Origin of the sequence: Pasteuria penetrans (assembly GCF_900538055.1) — a bacterium.
In the GTDB taxonomy this organism is placed as follows: domain Bacteria; phylum Bacillota; class Bacilli; order Thermoactinomycetales; family Thermoactinomycetaceae; genus Pasteuria; species Pasteuria penetrans.
This window is the reverse complement of the sequence record NZ_UZAC03000001.1, coordinates 1,096,415-1,121,729: the sequence shown is the minus strand read 5'-3', so window position 1 is coordinate 1,121,729 and position 25,315 is coordinate 1,096,415. Positions and strand designations below refer to the sequence as shown.

Sequence of the window (25,315 nt, the reverse complement as noted above, 5' to 3'; positions counted from 1 at the left end):
AGGCTTCCAACCACCTAACAATGCTGGTGTGGAAACACCCCGGTGGTGAGCGGTTCAGGAAAAGGCAGGGCTAGAATCCCCGTCAGGTAGGGATTAGGGAGCTCAACGAGAGTGAACCGTTCAAGGACGCATCGAAAGGAACAGTCCATGTCAAAACCGAGGTGTGTCTTGGCACATTGGGAGAAGTCACGAAAGATAACCCACTCCAGTAGGGGGAAGGAAATAGGAAAATACGTGGGGCCAGGTATGGAACTGCATGAGGTAGCGGGGGGGTCCAATCCCATATTGAGGGACTCTTCTGGATGAACTACTATGGTGTCTTTGACCCCTCATATCTCAGGAAAGCTCTACGGTACTTTGGGACAATTTTATATAATATCAATGGTTTTAGTGTGGTTGTATGGGGATCGGGGCAGCTACAACAAATGTTAGGATTCACTCTGATACAGACACCTTCGGGGGGAATAGTACTCTGACTTTTCCGATTACAGTATCTAGCGTGTCCGGCTGGGAAAAGGGTTCCTTTGTCCCTAGGTTCCCCGTGAATGAACGGCTTTGTTGTGCTGCTGAAAATGTTGCGTTTTGCATGATCGCCATGGGTCCTCTGGGTTGGTTCATTTCTGTGTATTTTTATATATCGTTGTTCGGGGTTAGTACGTTTCTTTGTAGCGTAAGGGATCTATGTGAATACCCTTCTTTTATGATTCAGGGGACCGCTAGGGCTAAGGACCATTGCATTTTTTACCGTTTTTTATTCTTTGGGGGTCTAGAGACCCGAGATTGAAAAGATGCTAATTTTAGGAAAACCATACAGGAATAGGGAGGTTTGATCATGTCTAAGTATATTACAATAGATCTTTTAGTAAGAATGTTGCTTGAGACGTTACTTGTTCTATTTGTTGTAAGATTCGATCGTGTTTACTATCAGCATACAGTAGTGTTGAAAAATAGTTCTCGTCGGGAATTACTCCAGGTTGCATCCCAAATCTGGTGTCACCCCCCAAAAAGGTGATTTTAGGTTCCTCATCCTTGCTCGCGAATCGCTCCCCCGGAGGGATTTTCTAATCAATAATAATTTTTATTAATAATATAAAAGTTAAAATGCACGGAGGCTACGTTCTGTATAATTGAGTAAATTATGTAAATATTTTGAAAAATATATAGGAAGACCGCCCTGGCATCCATTTCCGGCATCATCTAAAAAGCCCCGGTTTATATATTCATTAATAAAATATTATTATATAAAACGGAAAATATAAACTATATATATAACATTTTAGAATAGTATAATCAACCCGTCCTTCGCATGGCTTTTTCCCGTTGTTTTCTGCTGTGTTTTAGGACGCAAAGACCCACCGTTTGATGAAGGGCACCCAAGGTCGGATGGCAGCGAACCTTTTTTGTGAAACGTTTGATTTCCCCATTCCATCGTTCCGTGATATTGGTGGTACGACAGGCCACGCGATCATTTCCATCGTGGCGAAGATGAATCGTAATCTGGGGCAACCCCCTTCGAAAAATCCTCATGGTACGAGGCGCAAGAGAGCGGTATTCATGATAGATCTCCATGGACGCCTTATGGGCCACTTCCCGGTTGGGGGCTTCCCAAACCTCCTCACGAATTCTTTCTGAGAGAGATCCCCACTCCGCGATAGGGAGATGATCCCTCTTTAGGGCTGCCTTTCGCAGATTTCGGGTCCAATGAGCTATACAACCGTTGCCAATCAGACAGGGGGTACTCCTCTTGTATGGCCTGTATGAGGCCGTCATGGGCATCTGTAGTGATCAGGGGTATTGTATGTAAACCGCGTGAACGGAGGTTTTGAAAGACCTTGCGCCAGGTCTGAACACATTCTGGCTGATCGATCCCATAGTACAAAATGTCTTGAATGCGAACACCATTTCGGTTGCTGAATCCCATGACGATATATACGGCTACGGATCCCCTACCACGAACATAAGTGTAGGTAGCATCTGCTTGAACGAAGCTATAGCTGTTACCTTGTAGGGAACGTTGATTCCATACACTTAGATAGGAATCATAATAGCGTCTAAACCGACGAGAAAGAGTGGAGCGTGGGATATCACTATGGCATAACAACGGGGATCGTCTCGACAAATCCTGCAGGGATACACAATCAGCACGGAGGGGGTACAATTTCTCCAACCAACAGTGGGTATATCTCTGATAACGCTCCACAAGAACGGATTCGAATCCTCCCTCCCGTAATTTAGGAAAGAAAATCGTGATAGAACCGCAACCTGTCTGTATGATTCTTTTCCTGTAACCGTTTCTGCGAATCATCGTACCGGAACCGTCAGGACTCCTCTCTTGCAGCTCCTGTCGTCGGTAATGATCACACTCATGATCAACCAACCACTCGAAAGCCTTGGAAAAAGCATGCAAACCAATATTGGAATCTTTGGAAAGATCTCGCTCCAAATGCAAAATAGCCTCCTTGAACGAACTCCCCCTTTTTTGCAGATATTTCAATCGGTATTGTAAGAAAGAGCGCATATCTTCTTCACATGTCCAGTGAATGGGGCCAGAATTTTGATCACTCATGGTGTTGTGTCACCCTATCTATTATAAATTTAGAAATTTATAATAGATATTATAATATTTGCAAGTAATTTTGTCTATGATATTTTTGGTATCGCACAATAAAAAAACAGGATAGGTAGGGAACCTTGGGATCATCACTAATTTGGGGAAACACAAGTAATGGTTAGGGGGCGAAGGGCCCTTTTCAGGGGAAGAGGAGTCCGTTGGGGCTCCCTGCGCGGGGAACAAGGATCCGTAGGAAAAAATCTGCCCCCGCAAGGGATTTCAGCCGGGAGTAACTAAGACAGGTCCAAACAAAGGGGTTCTACGTGGAGGAAAAGTAATGGGGGAAAATGGATATATATGGTAATTAGGGTCAATTTAGATTTTATTATATATTAGATTGAAATAATTAATAAAAAAATAGATTCAGAGACGGGTCATTAGACGACGCGGGAAGGACAAAAAAGGGCCCCTGTGGGGCCCTGACACCAAATTTGGGATGCAACCCGAATTTTCTATCTATACAAATTAATAAAACAATTATGCTTTAAAAAATACAGGAAAAGGTCACCCGAAGGGATCAAGGAGGTAGGACCAAAAATACCCCCGGAAAATGCACACACCCGTTCGGATGCTGCCATCCTATGTGTATTAGACACTACATGGCGATGGTGCCAATAGGGTACTTTTAACGATGTTGGTGCTAATGGATAGGCATGCAAAAATCCTCTTTCCATGGGGAAGAGGATTGTGGGGAAATGCGGAAAATGGTTTACCCTATGCAATGTTCATTGAATCCTTGGGAGGTTTTTTTATGATCCAGTCCCCTTTGATCGTAGGGAGCTCCTTGTGCGAAAGTAGTATTGGGTGGGTTTTGCGTTAGCCGGTACCGGTTGTAGTTGCAGGAGGGTTGGTAACATCAGTCATCTTACGATTGGCATAGAGAAAAGGTAAAACACTATACATGGGGATCATATTGTAAAAGGAGGGCATGTTTTTCCATAAGGAATGGGGGATACCCTCCCGCAGCCAGGGTTGGATGAGGGGGAAATATACGTACGTCATAAGACAATAGCTTAGGGGGATTGTTACCATAACCCAAAACAATAATCTACGCCAGTAGTGGGGGTTCCAAGGATGGGAGGGGGATAGATTTTTTCCCCACCAGAAAATCAATGCTATCAGGCCGCCACAAATGATCTCGAATCCCATGAAAACAATCCACAAATTGATGACATAATTGTACATGAACATTGCAATGGATCCAGATAGTATCGATCCCACTAAAATGAATATTTTTCGTTTATAAGATATATTTTTTACCTCCTCATGCCAATTGCGTAAATGACCGCTCAGCCCCTGACGTGATTTCCACATCCACAGTAGCTCAGGGTAAAGGGCCATCAGCATGCCCGCTAGTGGGATGGGAGCAAGTAATCCAATGAGTAAGGGGGTAGGTACAATTTTCATTGCAGTCCCTTGCTCTAGGATCAACAGGATTGAACCCAATCCTAGAGAAATGAAGAAAACAGACAAACCAATTTTGGTATTTTTTTCCATTTTTATAGGATTTTTCTCTCTATTCCTCAACCCGTGCCTTGTCTTCGTTGTTTGCACTACGGAGAGGAGTAATAGGGAAATGAAGATAAAGGTAAGGGGCAAGTGGCGAGTTTCTATGGCATCTTTATGGATAGGAACACATGATTCCAACCACATTGCGATCAGAATACTGAGTAAAAATCTTGGTAAAAAAATATATCTTAGAAATAGGATCATACAATACATGGGCAATCCTCCTTTAGCAATATAAATATAGGGAAGCAAATTACCTTCCCTGTTCAGTAAAATCAACAAAAACCGCTACAAACTTTTTCTGTTGTCCATCTACTACAACCCCAGGTACCTAAATACCAACAAAGACCGGAACAAGCACTTCCAAAGGCGACTTCTACAGCAGGCCACAAACCAAAGAATATGTCAGCTGCTAACCAACATGCCCACGAACATCCTCCAATGAGGGCGGAGCAAACGTAATTCATAGCTGTATGACAGGTATTGCACCAGTTCCAGAAACGAGTGTATCGTTTATTTATTTTGTGGAGGAGCACATTATTACCCTCTAATGATGTGGAGAAGGGATTCTCCATGAGAATTTTTCCCTCTTCATCCAATACGTTCTTATTTTCATCAATGGTAAATACGTCCCTTTTGCCCTTATGGAAAATATAGAAAGATTTTTTCCCATTCAACATAACCCTTGCTATAACTGGTGCGACAGCGTCGTCTGTCCATTTTTGCATAACTTGGCCTACCTGTGTTTCCGTTTCTTTATGGTAGATTGCATGTGAGATCATAAAAACGGGAAAGGATGAATTTAGATGATTTTTTTGTTCTAGGGGGATATCCTTGATTTTCCCCTTATCTATACTAATATTATAAATTTTATAGTCATTCGTTTTTGTATCAATTTGTAATTGTTTATTTTCTAAGTAGGTTTTTGCCCCGAATTCATCAATTTTCTGAATTATATTATTGAACTTTTCTTCATCGAATCCCGGGAGTTGGGGGGGTAGTATTTCCTGTTGTTTAAAGAGGTCCTTTGGGTTTATGCTATTACATTCCTTAACTCCTCCTTGCATATGACTACCGTCGATAGGTATATTTTCTGTAGGGGCTATACTCTGCGCCCCTACTTGAAGAGAAGCGTTGCTGTTGAGAGAGAGGGTCATTGCTGCTACTATGGGGAGAGCAACCCACCGGTTAAATTTGTGATGCCCAGAATGTGTAGACAAACTTGATCACTCCCTGTGAATGGGGCAGCCTCCGGTTGATTATGTAAATTTTTTCAGGGGATTTTTCCCTGGGCAGGATACTCTTTTACTTGGTTAGTGATATAATCCCTGCAATTGCATGCTGGATTACCTATGCGATCAATGTTTCAGTAGAATGTAATAGGTGTAGGGACAGCATATACGCCAACAAAAAACACATTGGTCTTCCTTCAAGAGCACCCCTTGAAAAATTTACAAATGATTTCGGATGGTGCCGTGGATGGTTTGATAAATCATCTTGCAGGAATCGATCTAAAGCAAGGGATACGTCGGGTGACAGAAAGGGTGATGAAATCCTTATTTAGGAAGGGGAAGATGTCTCCCCAGGCTTATTTTACCTGTGTTTCTGGGGTCCGTAAATAAAAAATTGAGTATTTTCTGGTGCTGGTGCCGTTAAAAAGGTTCACAATTGTTTCCTGAGGTTCGAATAAAAATGGAAAGTGGGCTTTTGCGGATTCATAAAAATAACTACATAAACTTTTATGAAATCATACTATCTATAGAAGCTCGGTTCCATAATTATGATTAGGTTACCGATATTATAATAATATTCCGAATATATAGTCAAAATAGGATATGACCCTACCTTCCTTACGTACATTCGAAACAACTTTATATGTATTACCTGAAAAATACCCTCAAAGAAACTTGAAGACCATCTGTTATTCCTATACAATCCTCTTTATACCCACTATAAAGGGAGGTTGATAACAGATGGTCTCAGGGTATTGTACCATAGAACAGTCGAACTTGAAAGGGATAGAGGAATGGATTGAATGCTTCGCGGATAAGTGGCGCTGGTGTTCCACCAAGGAAGAAATTAAACTTGCAACCCTTTGCGAGTATTATGAGAAACATGCTTCATGGTACAAGGAAACATATGCCGATTATCATAATACTATCGGTCAACCCTGCAAGGATATCCTTTTTACCATAATCCTGGAGTCCATTAAAGAAACCTTTGGGTGGACAGACAGGGAATTGATCGAACGTATTCCACGGGAAGGAGTGTTCTTTGAAGCTCTGGGGGGCAAAAAAGGAAAGCCCCTTATAGGTAGGAGAACATTATACGAAGGCAGAAAACGGTTGTTGGCATACGAGGAGAAAACAAAATGCAATGTTACACGGGACTCCTTTCAGCACTTTACCACCTTCCAAAAGTCAATAGTAGGTATGACATCCACCTGCCGTAGAATGGATAGCACGCTAATCAACAGCAACATAAGGAAATTGACCCGTAATGACGTGATCTATCTGGTGGCGAAAAATGTGGTTTGTATCTCGGCTGAACTCCTGATTCCCCTCCCCGCGGAGTGGGGGGTTTTTCTGGAGAAGGGGTGTAAACTAACAGACATCGATAGTCGGCAATCATTGGGCTATCAGCCTCCCCTTCCCCCCAAAAAAGGGGCAACAGCAAGGGATCATAGGACTGCAGAGCTAATTGGGGTTTGCTTGGCTGTAAGGGAACAGGTCTCCCACTATGACAACATCAGATCAACCAAGGAGTATGCATTGCTGGAAAGGGTGATCTGGGAACAAACTGAGGAGGATGAACAAGGAAATCTCAGGATGCTCTCCAAGGTGCGTTCTGGTAGTCTACAAAGCCCTTATGATCCTGATGCTCAGTACAGGAAGAAGAACAAACAGGGGGATATTCCGGCCAAATCGTAGAGGATCGTGATGGAGAGAAGGGAGTAAGCCTAATTTCCTTCTTTGGTCTGAAAGGTTCCCTGCATCCAGATATGGCCTTTGCGAAGGAGTACATGGAAACGAAATTAGGACCCACAGGATCAGATAAAATGAAAATTCGTTATATCCTAAAGTCCATTGTCAACCGTCCATCTCCGGGAATCAGGTGTTCCTGTGAGGATTCGGGAAATTTGGGACAAAAATTTGTGAGAGCGGGATTCGATAAGAAACGGAAAATAAAACACGGCATCCTTGGTTTATGGGAAATTGAATCCGTTATGAAACCCCAACGATGGAGATGTACCTACTGCGAGGACAAATTCAACCACGTGTATGCATTTGTTGGGAAAGGGAAAAAATATGCAGATTTTTGTAGGGAAATGTTCTCGTCAACAGCAGTTATATCTTCAGCAGCGAAGGCAGCAAGGTTACATGGAATACCGGTGAGAACAGGTTATACCCTATTTTTTGACGAATTTCTTCCTAGAAAGAGAAAAGAACTCGAGGAAAAGGCCATCAGGCAGGCCAGGGAACAGGGACGTTGTTTGACCATCGGTATAGATGATACATCGACAAGGAAAGGTAAGAACTACGCAAGCTATATCTATGATACAAAACTTGGGTCTGTATTGGCTGTGATAAAAGGCCGAAAATATGAGGAACTTATGGACTACCAGAGGCAAAATCACCACCTATATGAACTTGATCCAGCGGTTATTGCCATGGACCGAGCCCCTACCTATACTAAGTTTGCTCTATCGGAATTCCCCAACGCGCTTATTGTGTTTGATCGCTTTCACATCATCAAGAATATAAGGGATCTTACCTTACACCCCCCTCTGAAAGTCACTCTTAGGGATAAGCGATTTGCCCCCACCATAAAGGAATTGTTACTTGACCTACTATGGAAAAATTATCGGGAGGAACTTTCCGATCAAGAGAGGAATATTCTTAATGAATTACTTAGTTGTTCGGAAAAATTAAAGAATAAGTATGAATATATTACAAATTTGTTATCATTTTACAAGAAAAAAGAGAAATTCTTCCCCCGTGATTTCTTTGTTTTCCGCTGGCATTTGTCTTGTCATCTGCACTGGGAATGGGTGGACTGTATGTATAAGGAACTCGAAAATGGGAAATATCTGTCCAGGATCAAAGGGTTCGTAAAGGACGCCCTGAAGAAAAAACACAGAGGATTACTTCCCGAATCCAAGAGGCTACTCCTGGAAAAAATATTTCATCTTGCAGATTGGCATAAACTCGGGGAAGCCTACGAATTTATAGAGGATGTTGGAAAATGGTATGACACCGATTATCCCACTTTTACCGAGGCTTACAATAATCTGCACGCTCTCATCGGGAAAGGATTACAGCACGACCACAAGAACATTAGAAAAGGTGCAGAGAGCCTACAGAGGGGGCAACAGTCCATTGCAAATTACCATCGAGGAGACAAGGCTACCAATGCCCTTATAGAGGGAAAAAACTGTGCCACCAAGCTTGACTTTCGCCAACGTTTTGGGGTTCGGATTTGGAGGAACTATGAGAACCTTGCTATCGTATGTCGCAATAGCCACCTGGAAAACGATCAGGGGGTAAATTGCCGTAATGTTTCATAATATTAATATAGTTTTTAATAAACATAAAATAAAATAAAAATTCATTCAATAATTTTGGATACATAATAGAAAAAAAGCACATACTTTTGTTTCTATTTATTTTATAAATTAATAGAGACAGATGCTCTTCGGCATGGGCTCGTGTACAATAAACTGAATAAACAAACTAATTATGGGGAAAAGTGGGCCCCACCTAATTCATCCTTAAAATTCAGAGTAAAAAAAACCGCCCAAGGATATTCCGGGTCCGAAGTTTGGCCAAGAGCCCTAATTTCTCTATTTTCATGATTTTCACTTCGTCCGAAAAGGGGGGCCTTGGGAAATCTAGTTCTGTTTTCATCTCGACAACCCCTTATTCCCTGATAGAGGGTGAGTTGCCAATTATTATAACATATAAAACTTAAATTTTATAAAAACAACGTATATGTCCTACTGTGTTCCCACAAGAATACTTTGGAATACAGGGGGAGGGAATCCGAATCTAGGCAGATATAAACACAGAAACCTACCACGATGCATTTGATCTATCGAACCATGGTTCAGCCCTCACTCCTGAGACTGAACCCCCAGGTCCGAAGTTTGGCCAAGAGCCGGATTGAGCAGGAAACCCACAGTCATAGATTTGGGGTGGGCTTGGGTTTCCAAGAAGGGATGTGATTTTTTACAATCAACTATACATAAATTTTTATTTTTATATTTATTTTTATCTGAATCTAGCGATCCCCTGCCCCCATCGTTGGGTTGGCCGGCCCTTATGGCAGTAACCATTGCACCTGCGATTGGGGAAGAGTTGTTCTTTCGGGGTGCTCTTCAGTCACGTGTGGGTATTTGGGTTACCAGTATTCTGTTTACCCTGGTACATACGCAGTATGATTGGTACGGTCTTCTTATTATTTTTTTGGATTCACTATTACTTGGATGGATTGCACACCGTTATTCCATATGGTTGTCTATAGGATTTCACATGTACAATAATTTCATAGTATTTTCATAATGATCATGGTATTGGGAGTGTGTCCAGTAAGCTGTATAAGCGATGAAGGTTGTAAGTGGCCCTTCGGAGCCGGTTGGTAGATAGCAGGCTTCCACAGGCTTCCAACCACCTAACACTGCTGGTGTGGAAACACCCCGGTGGTGAACGGTTCAGGAAAAGGCAGGGCTAGAATCCTTGTACGGCGTCTGGCTGTCGCCAGATGAAAGGACCGAGGACAAACCGAGGTTCCGTGCACGAAGTCGGATCAGCTCATAGTAGTGAGGAAGCTCCTGTAATGGAAGTGGAGCGAAGGGGCTGTGTGTCAAGAAGTCGTTCAAGAGATGAAGGTTGCTCGGCCTTTCGTAACCGGCTGATAGGTAGCAGGTTACGAACTGCCTAGTGCTGCTGGGGCATCGGCTTGCTTTGTGTCGCACAAGACGGATGGTAGGGCTATTTTGCCATGGTGGGTTGAAAATAGGGGGTTGACCCGGTAGCCCCTTTATTTTTTATACCCTATTGGAAGTATAATTCTTCAAAAGACCATAATAAATGGAAGCAGCAACCTTTTTCTGGTAGGCTGTGGTAGATAGGAGTACACTCTCCTCTGGGTTGGACAAAAAGCCCACCTCTACAAGAACAGCAGGAATGGGTGAATGCTTCAGAATGTATACGTTATCTCTCTTGACAGGAACCCGGCTCGTGTTTTCCAGATTCCGTATCAGCTCATCTTGTATGGAGGCCGCCAGTTCGGCGTTAGCAACTCGTGTGGGAGGATAAAAGGTTTGGGCTCCCTTCCATCGCTGGTCCGGAATCGCATTGAGATGAATACTGATCAGTGCATCGGCTGGTTGGTTATCCTTGATGAATTGCACCCGCGCTAACAAATCTTCCGATTTACGGGATCGTAACGGTTGGGTGTCTTCGTGGGACAAATCGATATCCCTTTCCCGCGTTAGGAGAACCCCTGCACCTGATTCCTGCAAATAATCTCGCAGATAGAGGGAAATTTTTAGGGTAATATCTTTTTCTATAATGCCGTTGATTCCTGTTGCACCCCCGTCGAATCCCCCGTGTCCTGGATCAAGAACAAACTTCCTCCCCACCATAGGGAAATCAAGTTTGCTAACTTCGCGATGCTCATTCCACCATATACCGACACATGCTAACAATACCAATATCCACAAAAAACCTATCCATTGTGTTTTTGGGGGCTGGCGTTTAAGGGGGAACTTCCAATCTCTCCCTTTTTTTGTCGACCCAATCTTTTGTCGGGACAGTATCTGCCTCCAGCGGGGGGTTTGTTCCATCATGGCTTATCCCTATGCTTGCGGTGGCCCAACCTTGCCATTCTCTTCCCCCATGGCGGAAGGGGGTATCGTCGTTACCCCAATGCTTCCTTGTTTCTACTGCTGCAGATCGAATTCCTAGGTCCGATATTCAGCCAGGATCTCATTTTGTACTATGAAATCGATCGGCCAGAATGCGTTCAGACCCGGCGCAAGAGGTCCTTCCTATTGATGGTGTTTTACCATAAAATATCCCTGATTTCTATGAGTGACCAGTTGCATACATACAGAAACAAGCAACATGCATAGGAATAGAATGAGTACATTATATAAAATTTATTCAAACAAAAGTGTATGATCCTGTCGTTAGCCACCTTACCAAGGGTACTTGGATCCCATCTCGTATGACATGATCATGCAAGCTTTCCTCTTCTTTATAGAGGACAGAGCGATATTATTCTACCGCGAAAGATGGCTAAAGATGTCTGTTCCTATACCCGATGGAACGAGCCAACGAGGGATGGAGGGTACACCACAAGGTGGGGGTCTGGGTCTCTTGGAAAGAATCCAAGCCCAAGCCGGGGGCATCTTTTGGGAGGATTGCAGCGCGGAGAATGGCTCCGTGTGGTTTTGTAAGAGGGGTCGGCTGGGATTCTAGCCCTACTCGACACCCCAGAGGAATTACGCATGCGGATCGTATGTGCCGCTTGGGGTGGGATATCCAGATACTCAATGTAATTCGATTCATTGGAATTTTTTCGGGGTGGAGCAGAAGGGTTCGTCAGAACACCCCCCCATTCCAAAGAAGGAAGCCAGGAGTCGGATGGGTTACTACTAGCTACTTGCTTGCTTTGCGAAGGTGGGGTTGACTTGAATTTGTCCAATAAGTTAAAATTTTTAGGATGGTTCATTCCCTCTTTATGTAAGGGGTGATTGAGTTTAATGTGGTACCTGCATGAGAAGGGCAGTGACCACTGTTGCATGCTTTTTTATTATGCTGGGTCCGTTTACAACAAACATTGAGCAAGTGTTTGCCACGAAAGAAACTATGAGTACAGGATATACAGAAAGGGAGAGTCATCAGGAAAATGTTTTGTCAGGTTCTGAACGGACCTTTATGGGTATGACTGTAGGGAATCCAGAGGAAAAAACACACAAGCGTTCTAAGCGATTGGTACCAGTAGTTGCTGTTTTAGGGATAGCAATCCTTTTCCTGGTTCACGGTTGTGAGGGCGAGATAGAGCATAAAAGTTCGGACGGTTCGTCCACAAGGGACCAGAATCAAAGTTTGGTGGTTAGTAGTGGGCAGAAGCGAAATCAGTGACTGATTTCCACTCCTTAGAGGCTTTTGAAGAGGAGGTAGTCCCCAAACAAAGCAGGGGGTCTGCCAACGTAGCTGTATGGGATTTTTAGGAATGGGGCCGCTATCTTGATCTCGATAGCGGCCCCATGATTTTTTGTTGATCTTCGGGTTCGTGGTATTGTTTCCGCGGCATTTTTCGGAGCTATTCAACCCCAGGGGGAAGGGGTCCTTTGTCCTAGATTTTTTGTAAATGAACGATTTTGTCGTGCTGCTGAGAACGCTGCGTTTGGGGTGATCATCACCCTGGATGAGCCCTCTGGGTTGATTCATGGTTGATGTGTCCTTTGGTAGCGTGGGGGATCTATAGGAACACTCTTTTGCATTTTGAACCATTTTCTATTTTTGGGGGTTCAGGGACCTGATCTGGGGCTGAAAAGAGGCCAACCCCGGGAAAACTGTGCAGAAACACGGGGGTTTGATCATGTCTCAGCATATTACAATATATTTTTTAGGAAAAAGAGTTGCTTGAGATTGTACTTGTTTTATTTGTTGTAAGGTTCGATCGTGTTTACTATCAACATACAGTAGTGCTGAAAGATAGTTCCCGCCGAGAATTACCCCGGGGCTGAGATGGGATCGTGGATGTTTTCTTAGCAGTACTGTATAGTGTTTGGGTGGTATACGATGTACTCAAGTTTATATCCGTTATCAAGAAATGGTCATCACCCGTACATTTTTTATTCATTCGTACCAGAGTGGTTTTCTCTCTGTGGTCTCGTGATTCCGTACTCATCATTGGGTATATTTTTTGTGTGGTCCGCGTTTCGATCGTACATATTATCCCAATTACGACCCGATCCCCGGCGATATCTTCATCGCATCTTGGTATGGTGGATGTTCCCCTGTTTCATTGATTTTATATTCACGAAGTCCTTTCGTACCAATATCGTGTATGAATATCTGGATCGTGTATGAATATCTGGATTTGGTTGTGGATGATCAGGCTGTATGGCTTAGGTGTTGCTCAGATGCATTGCTTGTTGTATTGGCTGTAGGTGGGGATGTTACCCGTAATTGGAGGGAAATGCTAGTTCGACTAGGATTGAACAGAAAACCCACAAGCGCGGATTTTGTGTAGGTCTATCTTTCAAATCTCTTGTAGGGTTTTTAAAAATAAACTATACATAAATTTTTATTTTTATATTTATTTTTATACAAATCTAGTGCTCTTCCGCTCCCCTCGTTGGATTGGCCTGGCCTTATGGCAGTAACCATTGCACCGGCGGTCGGGGAAGAATTGTTCTTTCGGGGTACTCTCCAGTCGCGTGTGGGTATTTGGATTACTAGTGTTCTGTTTACCCTGGTACCTATGCAGTATGATTGGTACGGTCTTCTTATTATTTTTCTGGACTCACTATTCCTTGGATGGATTGCACGTCATTATTCCATATGGTTGTCTATAGGACTTCATATACACGATAATTTCATGGTGTTGGTGTAGTCAACAGAGTTCACAATGGTTTTTTGAGGTTCAAAATAGAAATGGAAAGAGGGCTTTTGTGGATTCATAAAAATAACTACATATACTTTCGCGAAATCATACGATCCATAGCATCTCGATTTCCCCATTATGGTTAGGCTACCCCTATTTATAATAACATTCTGAACATATAAATTGAATAGGATATGACCCTCTCTTCTTATGTACATTCGAAACAATTTTTATGTATTACCTGAAAAATACTCTCAAAGAAACTTGAAGACCATCTGTTATACATACATATATAAAAAAAGAGGTTGATAACAGATGGTCTTAAGGCATTGTACCGTAGGAATTCAAAATGGAGATGACAATCCGGATAAGGGACGATGTCCACACAGAACCAGAATGTGATAGGTGGAATATGTGTTTTCTCCATTGATAGTAGTAAAATCCTGATCGTATTGTTGTAAAACCCTTTGGAAGCTGCGGTGTCGAATTCCTTTCCCAATGGGTCGACGGGTTCCCCCCATCCCCTGAATCGTGTGAAGGAGATCGATGGCGTTTTGATAGGTGTGACGCAACAAGATTTCACTACCAAAGATATCCCCATAACCCGCTTTCCCCCATAGATCCCGCCATTGATTCAGGGAGTGGAGGGGAAATTGATACCACCCCTCTATGCCGGCCCTATGGGCCGCCTTTTTTAGTTCACAGAAGGTTTGGGGTCCAAAGGTGGTAGCCAACGCGGTCCCACCGGGCCGGAGGGAATCATACCAGGATGTTATCGTTTTCTTTGGCTGAAAGAACCATTGAAGCACAGCATTGCTTACCACAAGGTCCCAGGTATTGGGGGGGAATGTTATGGCTTCTGCATCTGCATGTAAAAACTCTACATGGGCTAGTGTGGGGCAAGCCCGAGCCGACAGGAGCATAGTTTGGGAGAAGTCGATGGCAACAATATGGGCTTTGGGAAAAACCCGCACGAGATGACGTGTGAGAATACCGGTCCCACAACCAACCTCTAAAATCGACCTAATATGATGAGAAGATGGGCTGGGACCCTTTAGATGGGTCAATAATTGGGTGATCAAAAAGGTAGCCATTGTAGTCTGAACCGTGGCGTTCTGTTCATAGTGAGTGCTGACACGATCAAATTGGCGAATGACTTGTTCCTTCTCCACTCCCCACCTCCTCCCCTAATTGGTGTAGGCAGACGGCCATTTCCTTAGGTTGGGACCAGCAGGCTAGATGTCCTGCTGCGTCCCAGACTTTGTATTTTGCTCGGGGTAGCCACAGGGTCAACTTTTGTGTGGAACGAGGCGGTACAATAGTATCTTCCTGGCCTGTGTGGAGATGAATGGGAATCGACCTGATGGCTGCTAGCTGTTCCCTGGAAAAGGAAATTTGTTGTAAATATCGCAAACCCCATACCAACGATTGTTGGGTTGGTTGTGCATTCGATGTGCGAAGTTCCCTTTGGAAATGCTCCCTCGCCCCCCACTTTTGTTCCTCTAAACTAAAGAGTTGGTGGTCGAATTTTTGTAGCAATCGGCCTGGATTCCTCTCTGCTTGTCTTAGAAGGGAGGTCCATCCATTCCGTGGCTGCAGAGGGAAGTACGGACCCACAGCACCCAGGACAAGACCGGCGACCCGTGAAGGGTAACGACAAGCCCACTCCAATGCAACGAAACCGCCCATGGACCAACCCACAAGAACCACAGGTGCAGTCTCGTGTATCTGATGGTTTACTTGCTCCCAAAGAGGGTATCCTTCAGAGAAATTTATAAAATATTGTTTTGACGCAGCAATCCTATCGGATAGGGAGTATAATATTCGATTTGTTGGGTTCCAAAGATGTGTTGAAAGGGACCAACCAGGGAGCCAAACCCAGGAAACGGACATATTTTTCTATCCCCCTATGGGCCTATAACCTCTGCTATTGTAGTCGCTGCCCCCTGCAGGGATTTCATGGTGTGGGTGGCCATTACTGTGCAGCGGATACATACCCTGTGGGCGGGTACCGTAGGTGGACGAATGGCCATGGCCAAAATACCACGTTCAACCAGTTTTTTTTCCACCCCTAGGGCACACTGGGAATCCCGTAAGGGGATAGGCACAATAGGGGTAGGGATCGCAGTGGGGGGTAGGGTTATACCGTGCTGACCGAGCGTGGAGCGAAAATAGATGGATCGTTGATGGAGTTTCCCCATCCGACGTGTGGGCCGGGCCACAATGGACAAGGCGGCCTGATTGGCGGCAATGAGTGCGGGGGGTAGGGATACGGTATAGACAAGACTACGACAGGTTTGTTGGAGATGTTTTAGCCATGAACTTGGTCCTGCCACATAGGCCCCGTAACTACCAAGGGCCTTGCTAAACGTACCCATTGCTAAGTCTACTCCCCCCTCTATCCCTAATTCCCAGGCCCATCCCTGGCCCCTTGGGCCATACACGCCCACAGCGTGGGCTTCATCGACCAAAAGCGCAGCTTTCCATTTTTCGGCGATTTTCATCAACTCGGGCAGGGGTGCCATATCCCCCTCCATGCTGAACAAACTCTCTGTAACTATCATTTTCCGTCCTGCTGTCCCCGCCCGTTGCAGTAGGAATATGAGGTGCTCCCAGTCCCCATGGCGATAGCGATAGAGATGTGCCCCACTCAATCGGGCTCCATCTAATAAACTAGCATGACTTGCTTTGTCCATGAAAACCGCATCTCGGCGCGTTAAGAGGGAGGAAAGTATACCCAAATTGGCCATGTATCCATTGGCAAAGAGGAGTGCTGCTTCTTTTCCTAACCAGTGTGCCAACTGTTCCTCTAGGTGGGTAGTCGGTGGGTTGTGTCCTAGTAATAATCGTGAGGAGGTTGTGCCTACACAATTCTGGGGTTGTTGGAACCTATGCCGTATCTTGGGATGATGAGCAAGACCGAGATAGTTGGTAGAGGAGAGATTGAGTAGGGTACGACCATCACGACGACAGAAAGGTGCTGTGGCCTGTTCTGTTGGCACAAGAAAACGTGTTTGCTGTTTGATTTCCCAATTTTCCCGTTGTTTTTCTATCCAATGTTCCCATTCGGGTCCTGCCATTAGATGGTTGTGCTTTCGTCGATTTCAAAGCCCAGGGAGGCTATGATTTGGTGGTCTTTTGTAACGGATTGTCCCGGGGTTGTCAAGTAATCCCCTACAAACCAAGAATTGGCGGGATACAGGGAGAGTGCCTGCAAGGGTCCCAAGGTAATCTCCCGCCCTCCGGCTACACGAATTTCCTTGTCCGGTAGTAGGAAACGCAATAAACATAAGACCTGTAGGGCGAAGCGTGCTTCCACCAAGGGTCGATTTCCCATGGGTGTGCCGGGAATGGGGACAAGGAAATTGACGGGGATGGATTCAATGTTCAGATCGCGCAATGCGTAGGCAACCTCCACGAGTTGCTCCATGGTTTCACCCATGCCCACAATGAGACCCGCACAGGGTGACATACCTGCTTCCCGGACGTTGCGCAATGTTGCGATCCGGTCCGCGAATTCGTGGCTGCTGACAATTTCATCATGATGGGAGGCTGCTGTATTGAGGTTATGGTTGTATCGATCGACACCAGATTGCCGCAAACGATAGGCTTGTTCAGGGGATAAAATTCCTAGACAGGCGCAGATGATGATGGAATGGCGTGCCTTGATTTCCCTGACTGCGGCGATTACATGATCAAGTTCCCGGGGTGTGGGACCGCGTCCGCTTGCTACGATACAGTAGGTACGTGCCCCTCGTGTCAGGGCTTCCTCTGCCCCTGCTACGATTGTATTCTGATCTAGCATAGAGTAGGGTTGAATTTCCGCTTCTGAGACACTGGATTGGGAACAATATCCGCAATTTTCTGGACAATACCCGCACTTGACATTGGCTATGCAATTCAGTTTTACCCGTTGCGAAAAATGATGCCGACGAATTTCATAGGCAGCCTGCAGGATCGCTAGCAATTGTTGGGGGGGGGCCTGCAGGATGGACAATGCTTCCGATAGGGACAGACGATGGCCGGTTAAGGATTGATGTGCCAGTGTTTGCCAAGTAATGGAATATTTTTCCCCCTTGTTTCTTGCCAAGGTGGGCATAACTTCACCCCTTTTTTTACCTTTTGATCGTACTTCATCTTACGTGATTTCCCCCTCCGGGACGACCTATAATCCCTACGGAAACATAGGTACCTTTTTCGCCTTTTGTTCGGCACCCGGCATCGACAACCACGCGTTGAGCAAGGTTTGGGGTTGCTCATCCTTTTGATGAGGGAAAGGTCCGAATACGGGCAGGGAGGTTTGCGTTTCTATCCAATCGATCATATGTGTTGTCTCGTACTCATCGTACGAACCGTGGCTGACATTGAATACTATGGCGGCTATGGGTACATCACGTTTCCGAATAGCCTCTACGGTTAGCAGGGTTGCATTGACTGCCCCAGTGGAGGAATGGGAAACAATGAGAACAGGAAGGGCAAGTTTCTGTGCTAGGTCGGCTACGGTTCCGTCCTCGGTCAGGGGGGATAGAAAGCCACCCACGCCTTCTATGAACCAGAAGGCATCGGGCGCACTCGCAAATTGGTTTTGGATGCTACGGAATACCATTTCCATGGTGATCTTTTGTCCCAGTAGAGCGGCGGCCCATGGGGGGGCAAAGGGAGGCGAGAAGGCATAGGGACATATATGGGATAGGGTTTCTGAACCATCCGTACTTTTTTGTAAGCGGTAGGCATCCCCGTCCGGGTGTTCCCGTGCAGCACCGCTCTGAACGGGTTTACTTACACGGACCGATCTACCCCGATATTTCCAGACATTGGCTAGGGTGGCTGTGATGAGGGTCTTGCCTATTCCCGTGTCTGTGCCTGTGATCAACATTCCTGTTTTCATGATGGGGTTACTCCCGGGATAAGGGTTACTTGAATCCCTGTCATAACAGTCCATCCCTCCATAATGAGGATCTATCCATTGCTCCATGAGAATCGAGGTAGGGCGAGCTACTATAATTTTCTATTTCAGAATAAATATTTGCATATTTTTAATAAAAATATCCGTTATCGAACGGGATAATGCTTTTATGATAACAAAAACTATACATTTTGAATTTTCAACAGGATTTTTGGGTATGCGGATAGGGGCGGGGTAGGTGGGGAAAAGCCGAGAGAAGGGTGTTACGTAAAAAACGGGTATTTACCATGCGGGTGGGGATCATGACCCCCGATCCCCAAATGTGGGGGAATTCTTTCCTAGTATCCATCCACAACTCAGGGATCGATAGGGTAGGAATATGAACTACAAGGTTTGTGGATATCGTCCACGTCCCTATATTTCCCAGTATGTAGGGATCTTTTTCCTTGAGGAAAAGGGCAGTGTTCTACGAGAGGTTACCACTGTGTCTCTCTTCATCATACCTTAGGCGAGGTACTCAATCTAGGGGCTATGTTTTGTGGACTCTTCGGGTGGAAGGGAAGTGGTGAATGACCCTAGTAGGGAGTAAAATCAAAAAATAATCCCAGAAACGATACCTGGAATTCAATGATTTCTTCAAGGTACGTCCTAATTTTTTAGTAAAAAATCACCCTGGAAGGGTAAAACTTATTCCCTTACTAGGCGAACGATCTCTTACTCTGTTTATGATTCATCCATGGTTCACCGAAGGGTCATGAAAATAGAGGATGGGTAAGGGCCATAAAGTACCTCCTTTTCTCCTAAGCGTAGAGTGGGATGATGAAATGGCATTTCAATAAAAAACAAAAAACTTTTGTAATTTTTTCACATTATTGACAAAGGTTTCGACATGAGCTCATCAGAAATTATCAGGAGTGTATTGACATGTTTTATCTATTCCGATACAATTTTTTCACTGTGGAGGATCCTTCCACAGATGGGATAGCCTGGATGAATCGAAGGGATACTATCAGAAGGCAGGAAAATCTTTTCTTCATTATGCTGCGAGGGCATTAACCTATGGGAGGGGTATGGTTAGGAGCATTTCTAAAACGCTCGTGCATGTTGTGATTTGTAAGTACGGTGCTATCCGTGTTCCCCCTTAGCTGAAATCCAGAGTGGACAATCTTCCATTCAGAAATACATGGGGGGTTCACTAGCATAGAAAATATTCCCTGGGTAGGTTGGGAGACAAAGGGTAATCTCCCCTTCTTATTTCCCCCGTATCCCGTACGGGGGCGGCAGAGCCGGGTGCTTTCTAGAGCAAGGTGACGCAATTTGTTATCATTAACGTTGTTCCCGAGGTTCTCATGTCTCCGACGCCATGCAGAAAGAGTGATGGGAGTCTTTGTTGGCGAGTAGGCCCGGTATTTTCAGATAGGTCTTCCGTATCTTGTGGTCCCCTCATCCTAGTACCTATCTAGAAGATGCTGATGTGTGGGATATTGTTTTGTACCTTCCTCGTACATGCTGGATCCACCTGTGGACCGCCACCCCTATACGAGCCTGTACCTTTTTCTGTCCCATCCGGCCAGAGCAGGACATGGGTCCCTGTTGTTTTTCATTGGGATTGTGATGTTGATGCCCGTGCGATGTTTGGTTTTGCATCAACACCATGGGTTTGTTTGTCGTGTAACTTTCTGCTTGCTGATGAGGAATTCTAAGAAAACCCCTATGGGATAGGGGTGCCTTCCTGAAAACCCTAATGATTTTCCGTGAATGGGGGTTTCATTGTGTACAATCTCCCTACTCGGTTGGGGAGATCCTGTATTGTGCGGACCCCCTTTACAAAACTGTGTGGGATGCCCTTATAGTATACGCTCCCCCCATAGGTTCCACAGGGGATTTAGCTTCCGCAGGGCAATGGGTTTTATGTTGGTTTGTGATGAATCCTTGTGATTCTCCTCTCCCTTTGCTATCTTCCACGCAGGAGTTACAGTTTGTAGTTGCGTTCTTCCCTGTTTTTCGCACAGATTGTGTGTAGATGCATTTCTTGGTTTGTATGGGTTGTCCTCTTCGTTTGCCCCTGTTCTGAACTTGGTTGTTGAACCCCTCAGTGTCTATGATGCCTGGGTTGGGGTGTAGATTTCTAGAAAGAGTAAGACATCGTTGGGTGAGTGATTTTTTACACCGATGAGTGGTTGCGGAGGATCGTCGGTCCCCTTCCCTTGATTCATGCTTTCGATTCATGGAATTATGGTGGGGTCTTAGGGAATCATTGCAGTTGTTTTTTGGATCTTAGGAGAATACGTTGAGGTGTGGAGTGGATGAAGGGTACTGTGGGTTACGGGTTCGTCGTAGGATGATGCATGGACATGGGGGGCATTGAATTTTGTTATCGATTCTGGATATCATTCCAGGGGTTGTTTTTTTGATTTCTCTATTGATTGTTGTCGTTCTTTTTTCTATTCCATTTGGTTGGTATAATTCTTTTATAATGGATAGGGGATTCGGGACTTTTGGACGTGTAATAGCATTTTCTCTTGGTTTATTTTTTTTCTATGCAATTTTCCGTATGGTTTTGGGATTACTTTCTAATATCTTTTCCCTGTTCCTATAAGGAACATGCCTTATGAGGTATTTTGCGTGCGACTATTAGGGGGCATCCAGCCCCCAGATGGTTATGTCTTGGTTGTTGTATAGTTCATAATGTGTACATTATATGTATTTGGAAATGGTTTTGTTATGTTAAAAAATAAATTATTATTATCATTTCTGATCTGTTACAACACTGGTTGTTTTTGAGCCTACTACGGAGGCAATGATTGCGTCCAATGTTGCAAAATCAACGGGGGTTGCGGTAACTTTGCACCCGGATATGCACCTAAATGAAACTGAGGTGTGGACCCATTGTTAGAGGAGGAGTGCGTGATGTCATTATTCCTATCGGGTGTTTTGGCTCCAATCGTGGGCTCAATTACAGGTTTGTATGAATGTGTGAACAAAAACTCGTGATAGACCCAAGAAGGGATTGGGATGAGGGTCGGGCCCATTAGGGTGTTGGGTCAAAAGTATGAGAGATCGTACCAGTCGATCGTTTGGACACGCCCACTCATAGTTTTCTGCGCTTGCTATAATACAATCATGACCATTTGCTAACAAATACATGTGATGGATACTTCCATTAATAAATAAATATATTATATTTAAAAAATAGTAAGATAGTTCCCGAAGACTTAGGAGCCCTGCGGGGGACTTTTGACCCTATGCCCTTAGTTGTAAGGCTAACGAAAGGGCCAAAACGGCCCTTTCCCTGTCCTTGCTCTCTGTTGTGTGCTTATTGTGTAAAGTTCATTGTAGTATTTCACGGTGCTCTAGCGTTTAGAAATTGGGGCCGGGTTGCCCAAATTTATATCATGATAGAGGCTAGGAGAATGGACGGCTAGCTTCCTCTTTGGGGAACGCATTCCCATGTGTGTAGTTTTTCCCTAGATTAGGTATTCCTGGGGGTTTTCCATGTCGAAAGGAATTAGAGTATCACGGTTCGTTTTTTTCCATGCTTCCTGGTTCTTTGTATTCCATGTTCTGATATTTTCCCACACTCTATGGTATTTTGAAGGGTATATTAAGGGTTTACTTCATAGTTATGATGGAAAAGATCCTTTTTTTGTCTTTACTCTCGCTTCTATTCTCATCCCCTGCTTAGCATTTCCCATGGTTTCCCTCTATATTGCCCCCCTTAAGGGGGGGCACAGTAGGGAAGAGTTATTGAAGTGGAGTGTTTACAAGAGAAAGTGTTTCCAGGAGGCAAGGGGGAGGGGTATTTCTGCATGGCGTTGGTATGGTGTACCTGGATTGGGTTTCTTTGTCTTTCTGTTTTCTATATTGCTCTTTCGTTGGGGTGGATGGCATTCCATTTGGGTTTTGACGATAGGAATTGTGGTATGGATGTTGAGTTTCCTATGGCAGGTTTGGCGTGAGCGTCGGTGGTGCGAACAGGCGACGAAGAGAGTGGATATTGCTTTCATCCGGAGACGGGTTTTGCAGTTTCTCTTCCTATATCTGGTGCCATTACATGTTTTTCATTATGTTTCCATTTTTATCGATGAAAGCCCTCTCCTGGTGGTTCATGTTTACGGTGGAATTATGTTGTTGGTGTTTGTGGTGTTCTTTAGTATTTGGATACTTCCTGTGTGGTTTTTTCTCCTGTTCGGGCAGCGTTTTTCAAAGGAAAAATTCAAATTTTGGACGACACCGATTCCGTTGTCATTTTGTACCCAACGGTCTACCTTGGGAAGAGCATCTGAGTCCATGTTTAGTTTTGTTTTTCATAGTATTCTTTTTACCTTCATTTTTATAAACATTGTAAAATTAAATATTAGTAATTTACCTAGTGTTCTTGTTATTTCTTTCCAAAGTCCCCTATCCCATCTTCTGCAAGTTCTCCTGAATGTGATCATCCTTCCTATCCCCATTATGTTGGCTGGTTATTCACGCTTTTCGAAAGAGGGGGACCAATTTCCCAATGAATCTGCAAGCCTGTGTTCAGGAAAGGAAACAAGGATGGTGGAGAATGATAAGGGGTTTTTTTCCTGTGGAGGGAGGGGATGGAAAACCAAAGAATGGTGTTTTCTCCTTTTTTATGTTTGGTTTATTTGTTTCCTCCTGTTTACTTCTATAGCGTTGATTAAATTTATTGTTTTTAAAATATAATTTTGTGTGGATTGGTATTTTCTGAACGGTTTGAGTTTGACATCCGTCCTCATAACTTCAAAAAATGTGGGGATGGAGAGTAGCATTCCGAATGGGTGTGTACATTCTTTCGGGGTATTTCTAGTCTTGCCTCTGAGAATCCCTTGGGGGTTGCGTTCGATCGCGTGTGTATATTCCCTGGGAAGCCCCCACCCGGAGAAATGTATGCAACGGGATTGTGTATCCAAAAAGGGTCCCCTCTGGGGGACCCGACACCAAATTTGGGATGTAATCAACTGCACAGTCCCATGAAAGGGGACAGGTTTTAGTGTTCAGGGGGTGCTCAGAAAAACCGAGACGACCCCCCCTTTCCTAGGTCTTATCCACCTACTACTATCGGGGTTCCCCATCCCGGCAGAGTTGGACGGGTTCAAAAACCTCTTCTACCAACCGCTCTGGAAGGGTCAACGAACCCTCCGCGTCGCGGGGGGGTATCTGGATTTTTCTTTTTCCCCATCCATTATCGTTTGGAGTCCGTTACCGACCTTCCCAATGGGTGATCCCCTGATGGGAATGAACTTTGGCCAGGATATTTTTTCAAATCATCCTGAGCTCTGGCTGCCTCGGTGTTTCCTCCTGTTGGCTCTTTCCCAGAACGCATTGTCCGCGGCCTGCGACTTATCCCGGGCTGTATCGAGTTTCTGTTGCTTGGCTTGGGCTTCGATCAAAGCGACACGGAGCTTGCTGTTCTCCTTTTTGAGTTCCTCCTGGAGTTGGATCGGGGTTTCCAGGATTTTGTCCCGTTCCTCCTTGGTCTTATTTATCAAGTTCGGCCCCGTCCATAGATTCTTCCAATCGGAGGGGACGGGGGGATAGACCCCGGCCAGGACCTCTTTTGCGGCTTCTCGGACTTTTTCCCAGGCCTCCTAGGCCTCACTTGTTTTGTCTGATCAATCCTTCTTACTATCGTTCCTTAGGTCCCACCATGGATTAGTAGTCCAATCGGTGCCCTCCTGATCGGGATAGACCTTGGCCAGGATATTTTTCAGGTCTTTCCGGGCTTTTAGGTTCTTAGCAAAGGCTTTCAAGCGTTTGTCCTGGACCCCTTGTTTTTTGTCCGGGTCCTCCTGCCGTTCTTTTTCTCCGTGCTTACGGATCTCTTCCCTGGCCAAGGCCCTCTGCCGGTTGTTTTCCTCATTTTCATTGAGCGGGCTCCAGACGGTCCCACTGATCAGTTTCCAGAGATCTGCCCTCTTTTTCCAGAAATCCTCCCTCTTTTTCCAGAGATCCGTCTTCTCTCCCCCCCCCTCGGGGTGGAGTACCAGAATGCTGCTTTGTCCCGGGCCTTTTCCCAGGCCTCTGAGGCCTCCCGTTCCCTTATTGCGAACTCGATCCAATAGGCATTGAAATTTCTGTCCCCATTTTTTTCTAACTCCTGGGCTTTTTTCCAGGCCTCCCGGCTCCTATCGTCCTTGGCCCAGAGATCCTCAGCCATTTCGAATATGTAGGAAGAGGGATCCCCTGCCTCGTGATTGATCCAGGAAAGTTCCCCTTCGGCATATTCAATGGCCGCTTGCTTCTCATCGATCCAGGACCTTGCATTCCGGCATTCCACCCCTTTTCCCCTACCGGTATTTTCACATAATATTTTATGGTCATTAGGGTGCATGTTTGTTTTAGATTTTGGTTCCTGATCAGGTTCTATTGTGTGTGCAGGTGCAGATGGAACTGCAGTTGGCTCTTTCTCCGGAGTACTCGCGACGGCAGCAGGTGCAGATGGAACTGCAGTTGGCTCTTTCTCCTGAGTACTCGCGATGGCAGCAGGTGCAGATGGAACTGCAGTTGGCTCTTTCTCCGAAGTACTCGCGACGGCAGCAGGTGCAGATGAAACTGTAGTTGGCTCTTCCCCCGGAGTACTCGCGATGGCAACAGGGGATAATCCGATGATTCCGAAGAATAATCCGATAACCATTAAGGGGGGTATGGGGAAGAATTTC

23 protein-coding genes and 1 pseudogene are annotated in these 25,315 nt (G+C 45.0%); 12 read left to right on the top strand and 12 right to left on the bottom strand.

Going from position 1 to position 25,315, the window contains the following annotated elements; translation table 11 throughout:
- Positions 1-832 precede the first annotated feature (832 nt).
- Complete coding sequence (locus PPRES148_RS04525; protein WP_149453438.1) at positions 833-1,012, top strand: hypothetical protein; 180 nt, start codon at positions 833-835, stop codon at positions 1,010-1,012.
- Positions 1,013-1,290: 278 nt separating this feature from the next.
- Here PPRES148_RS04525 and PPRES148_RS04515 read toward each other — a convergent pair.
- From PPRES148_RS04515 to PPRES148_RS04505, 3 genes and pseudogenes are all read right to left on the bottom strand, one after another.
- Positions 1,291-2,566: pseudogene (locus tag PPRES148_RS04515) on the bottom strand (IS256 family transposase).
- A gap of 861 nt (positions 2,567-3,427) precedes the next feature.
- Positions 3,428-4,108: a hypothetical protein gene (locus PPRES148_RS04510; RefSeq protein WP_149453435.1), complete on the bottom strand. Its 681-nt coding sequence runs from the start codon at positions 4,106-4,108 to the stop codon at positions 3,428-3,430.
- Positions 4,109-4,395: 287 nt separating this feature from the next.
- On the bottom strand, positions 4,396-5,340 hold the full coding sequence (locus tag PPRES148_RS04505) for a hypothetical protein (protein ID WP_149453434.1): 945 nt from the start codon (positions 5,338-5,340) through the stop codon (positions 4,396-4,398).
- Between the two features lie 753 nt (positions 5,341-6,093).
- Here PPRES148_RS04505 and PPRES148_RS04500 point away from each other — a divergent pair.
- The 4 genes from PPRES148_RS04500 to PPRES148_RS04485 all read left to right on the top strand — a co-directional run bounded on the left by PPRES148_RS04500 (position 6,094) and on the right by PPRES148_RS04485 (position 10,060).
- A complete protein-coding gene (locus PPRES148_RS04500; RefSeq protein ID WP_149453433.1) occupies positions 6,094-7,050 on the top strand; it encodes a hypothetical protein in 957 nt (318 codons plus the stop codon).
- Between the two features lie 71 nt (positions 7,051-7,121).
- Positions 7,122-8,687 carry a transposase gene (locus PPRES148_RS04495; RefSeq protein ID WP_149453432.1) on the top strand — a complete coding sequence of 522 codons (1,566 nt, stop codon included), beginning with the start codon at positions 7,122-7,124 and terminating at the stop codon, positions 8,685-8,687.
- A 595-nt stretch (positions 8,688-9,282) separates the two neighbouring features.
- On the top strand, positions 9,283-9,681 hold the full coding sequence (locus tag PPRES148_RS13140; protein ID WP_187820599.1) for a CPBP family glutamic-type intramembrane protease: 399 nt from the start codon (positions 9,283-9,285) through the stop codon (positions 9,679-9,681).
- Positions 9,682-9,880: 199 nt separating this feature from the next.
- Positions 9,881-10,060: a hypothetical protein gene (locus tag PPRES148_RS04485; protein WP_149453430.1), complete on the top strand. Its 180-nt coding sequence runs from the start codon at positions 9,881-9,883 to the stop codon at positions 10,058-10,060.
- Between the two features lie 106 nt (positions 10,061-10,166).
- On the opposite strand, the gene cwlD is transcribed toward PPRES148_RS04485, so the two are convergent.
- Complete coding sequence (cwlD, locus tag PPRES148_RS04480; protein WP_246142898.1) at positions 10,167-10,970, bottom strand: N-acetylmuramoyl-L-alanine amidase CwlD; 804 nt, start codon at positions 10,968-10,970, stop codon at positions 10,167-10,169.
- Between cwlD and PPRES148_RS04475 the strand changes: the two genes are divergently transcribed.
- The 4 genes from PPRES148_RS04475 to PPRES148_RS04465 all read left to right on the top strand — a co-directional run bounded on the left by PPRES148_RS04475 (position 10,959) and on the right by PPRES148_RS04465 (position 13,750).
- Positions 10,959-11,255, top strand: a complete 297-nt coding sequence (locus PPRES148_RS04475; RefSeq protein WP_149453429.1) for a hypothetical protein — start codon at positions 10,959-10,961, stop codon at positions 11,253-11,255. The genes cwlD and PPRES148_RS04475 overlap by 12 nt on opposite strands.
- Before the next feature lie 172 nt (positions 11,256-11,427).
- Positions 11,428-11,604 (top strand): hypothetical protein, encoded by a 177-nt coding sequence (locus PPRES148_RS11040; RefSeq protein ID WP_223127952.1) that lies wholly within the window; start codon positions 11,428-11,430, stop codon positions 11,602-11,604.
- Between the two features lie 297 nt (positions 11,605-11,901).
- The gene (locus PPRES148_RS04470) at positions 11,902-12,270 is read left to right on the top strand and encodes a hypothetical protein (protein WP_149453428.1); all 369 of its coding nucleotides are present in this window, start codon (positions 11,902-11,904) and stop codon (positions 12,268-12,270) included.
- A 1,222-nt stretch (positions 12,271-13,492) separates the two neighbouring features.
- Positions 13,493-13,750: a CPBP family intramembrane glutamic endopeptidase gene (locus tag PPRES148_RS04465; RefSeq protein ID WP_342779832.1), complete on the top strand. Its 258-nt coding sequence runs from the start codon at positions 13,493-13,495 to the stop codon at positions 13,748-13,750.
- 335 nt (positions 13,751-14,085) lie between these two features.
- On the opposite strand, the gene PPRES148_RS04460 is transcribed toward PPRES148_RS04465, so the two are convergent.
- The 5 genes from PPRES148_RS04460 to bioD form a co-directional block, all read right to left on the bottom strand.
- The gene (locus PPRES148_RS04460) at positions 14,086-14,913 is read right to left on the bottom strand and encodes a methyltransferase domain-containing protein (protein WP_149453426.1); all 828 of its coding nucleotides are present in this window, start codon (positions 14,911-14,913) and stop codon (positions 14,086-14,088) included.
- The gene (locus tag PPRES148_RS04455; RefSeq protein ID WP_149453425.1) at positions 14,882-15,634 is read right to left on the bottom strand and encodes an alpha/beta fold hydrolase; all 753 of its coding nucleotides are present in this window, start codon (positions 15,632-15,634) and stop codon (positions 14,882-14,884) included. The genes PPRES148_RS04460 and PPRES148_RS04455 overlap by 32 nt, the downstream gene beginning before the upstream one ends.
- A 14-nt stretch (positions 15,635-15,648) precedes the next feature.
- On the bottom strand, positions 15,649-16,821 hold the full coding sequence (locus PPRES148_RS04450) for an aminotransferase class I/II-fold pyridoxal phosphate-dependent enzyme (protein ID WP_149453424.1): 1,173 nt from the start codon (positions 16,819-16,821) through the stop codon (positions 15,649-15,651).
- Positions 16,821-17,831, bottom strand: a complete 1,011-nt coding sequence (gene bioB / locus PPRES148_RS04445) for a biotin synthase BioB (RefSeq protein WP_246142897.1) — start codon at positions 17,829-17,831, stop codon at positions 16,821-16,823. Before bioB ends, PPRES148_RS04450 begins: the two co-directional genes overlap by 1 nt.
- Positions 17,832-17,915: 84 nt before the next feature.
- Positions 17,916-18,629, bottom strand: coding sequence for a dethiobiotin synthase (bioD, locus tag PPRES148_RS04440; protein WP_187820595.1), 714 nt, complete (start codon positions 18,627-18,629; stop codon positions 17,916-17,918).
- A 2,174-nt stretch (positions 18,630-20,803) separates the two neighbouring features.
- Here bioD and PPRES148_RS11020 point away from each other — a divergent pair.
- Entirely contained in the window at positions 20,804-20,941 is a 138-nt protein-coding gene (locus tag PPRES148_RS11020; protein ID WP_187820592.1) for a hypothetical protein, read from the top strand.
- Between the two features lie 1,201 nt (positions 20,942-22,142).
- Positions 22,143-23,339 carry a hypothetical protein gene (locus PPRES148_RS04435; RefSeq protein ID WP_149453421.1) on the top strand — a complete coding sequence of 399 codons (1,197 nt, stop codon included), beginning with the start codon at positions 22,143-22,145 and terminating at the stop codon, positions 23,337-23,339.
- 581 nt (positions 23,340-23,920) lie between these two features.
- On the opposite strand, the gene PPRES148_RS04430 is transcribed toward PPRES148_RS04435, so the two are convergent.
- The 3 genes from PPRES148_RS04430 to PPRES148_RS04420 form a co-directional block, all read right to left on the bottom strand.
- On the bottom strand, positions 23,921-24,145 hold the full coding sequence (locus tag PPRES148_RS04430; RefSeq protein WP_149453420.1) for a hypothetical protein: 225 nt from the start codon (positions 24,143-24,145) through the stop codon (positions 23,921-23,923).
- Positions 24,146-24,268: 123 nt separating this feature from the next.
- Positions 24,269-24,490: a hypothetical protein gene (locus tag PPRES148_RS04425; protein WP_149453419.1), complete on the bottom strand. Its 222-nt coding sequence runs from the start codon at positions 24,488-24,490 to the stop codon at positions 24,269-24,271.
- 59 nt (positions 24,491-24,549) lie between these two features.
- Positions 24,550-24,933: a hypothetical protein gene (locus PPRES148_RS04420; RefSeq protein ID WP_149453418.1), complete on the bottom strand. Its 384-nt coding sequence runs from the start codon at positions 24,931-24,933 to the stop codon at positions 24,550-24,552.
- Positions 24,934-25,001: 68 nt separating this feature from the next.
- Here PPRES148_RS04420 and PPRES148_RS04415 point away from each other — a divergent pair, with 68 nt between their 5' ends.
- Positions 25,002-25,214, top strand: coding sequence for a hypothetical protein (locus PPRES148_RS04415; RefSeq protein ID WP_149453417.1), 213 nt, complete (start codon positions 25,002-25,004; stop codon positions 25,212-25,214).
- Positions 25,215-25,315 lie beyond the last annotated feature (101 nt).

Coding starts and splice junctions, on each gene's coding strand:
- PPRES148_RS04525 (WP_149453438.1), top strand. CDS start 833: ATGTCTAAGTATATTACAATAGATCTTTTAGTAAGAATGTTGCTTGAG.
- PPRES148_RS04510 (WP_149453435.1), bottom strand. CDS start 4,108: ATGGAAAAAAATACCAAAATTGGTTTGTCTGTTTTCTTCATTTCTCTA.
- PPRES148_RS04500 (WP_149453433.1), top strand. CDS start 6,094: ATGGTCTCAGGGTATTGTACCATAGAACAGTCGAACTTGAAAGGGATA.
- PPRES148_RS04495 (WP_149453432.1), top strand. CDS start 7,122: ATGGCCTTTGCGAAGGAGTACATGGAAACGAAATTAGGACCCACAGGA.
- PPRES148_RS04485 (WP_149453430.1), top strand. CDS start 9,881: ATGAAAGGACCGAGGACAAACCGAGGTTCCGTGCACGAAGTCGGATCA.
- cwlD (WP_246142898.1), bottom strand. CDS start 10,970: ATGATGGAACAAACCCCCCGCTGGAGGCAGATACTGTCCCGACAAAAG.
- PPRES148_RS11040 (WP_223127952.1), top strand. CDS start 11,428: ATGTCTGTTCCTATACCCGATGGAACGAGCCAACGAGGGATGGAGGGT.
- PPRES148_RS04470 (WP_149453428.1), top strand. CDS start 11,902: ATGAGAAGGGCAGTGACCACTGTTGCATGCTTTTTTATTATGCTGGGT.
- PPRES148_RS04455 (WP_149453425.1), bottom strand. CDS start 15,634: ATGTCCGTTTCCTGGGTTTGGCTCCCTGGTTGGTCCCTTTCAACACAT.
- PPRES148_RS04450 (WP_149453424.1), bottom strand. CDS start 16,821: ATGGCAGGACCCGAATGGGAACATTGGATAGAAAAACAACGGGAAAAT.
- bioD (WP_187820595.1), bottom strand. CDS start 18,629: ATGAAAACAGGAATGTTGATCACAGGCACAGACACGGGAATAGGCAAG.
- PPRES148_RS04435 (WP_149453421.1), top strand. CDS start 22,143: ATGTCGAAAGGAATTAGAGTATCACGGTTCGTTTTTTTCCATGCTTCC.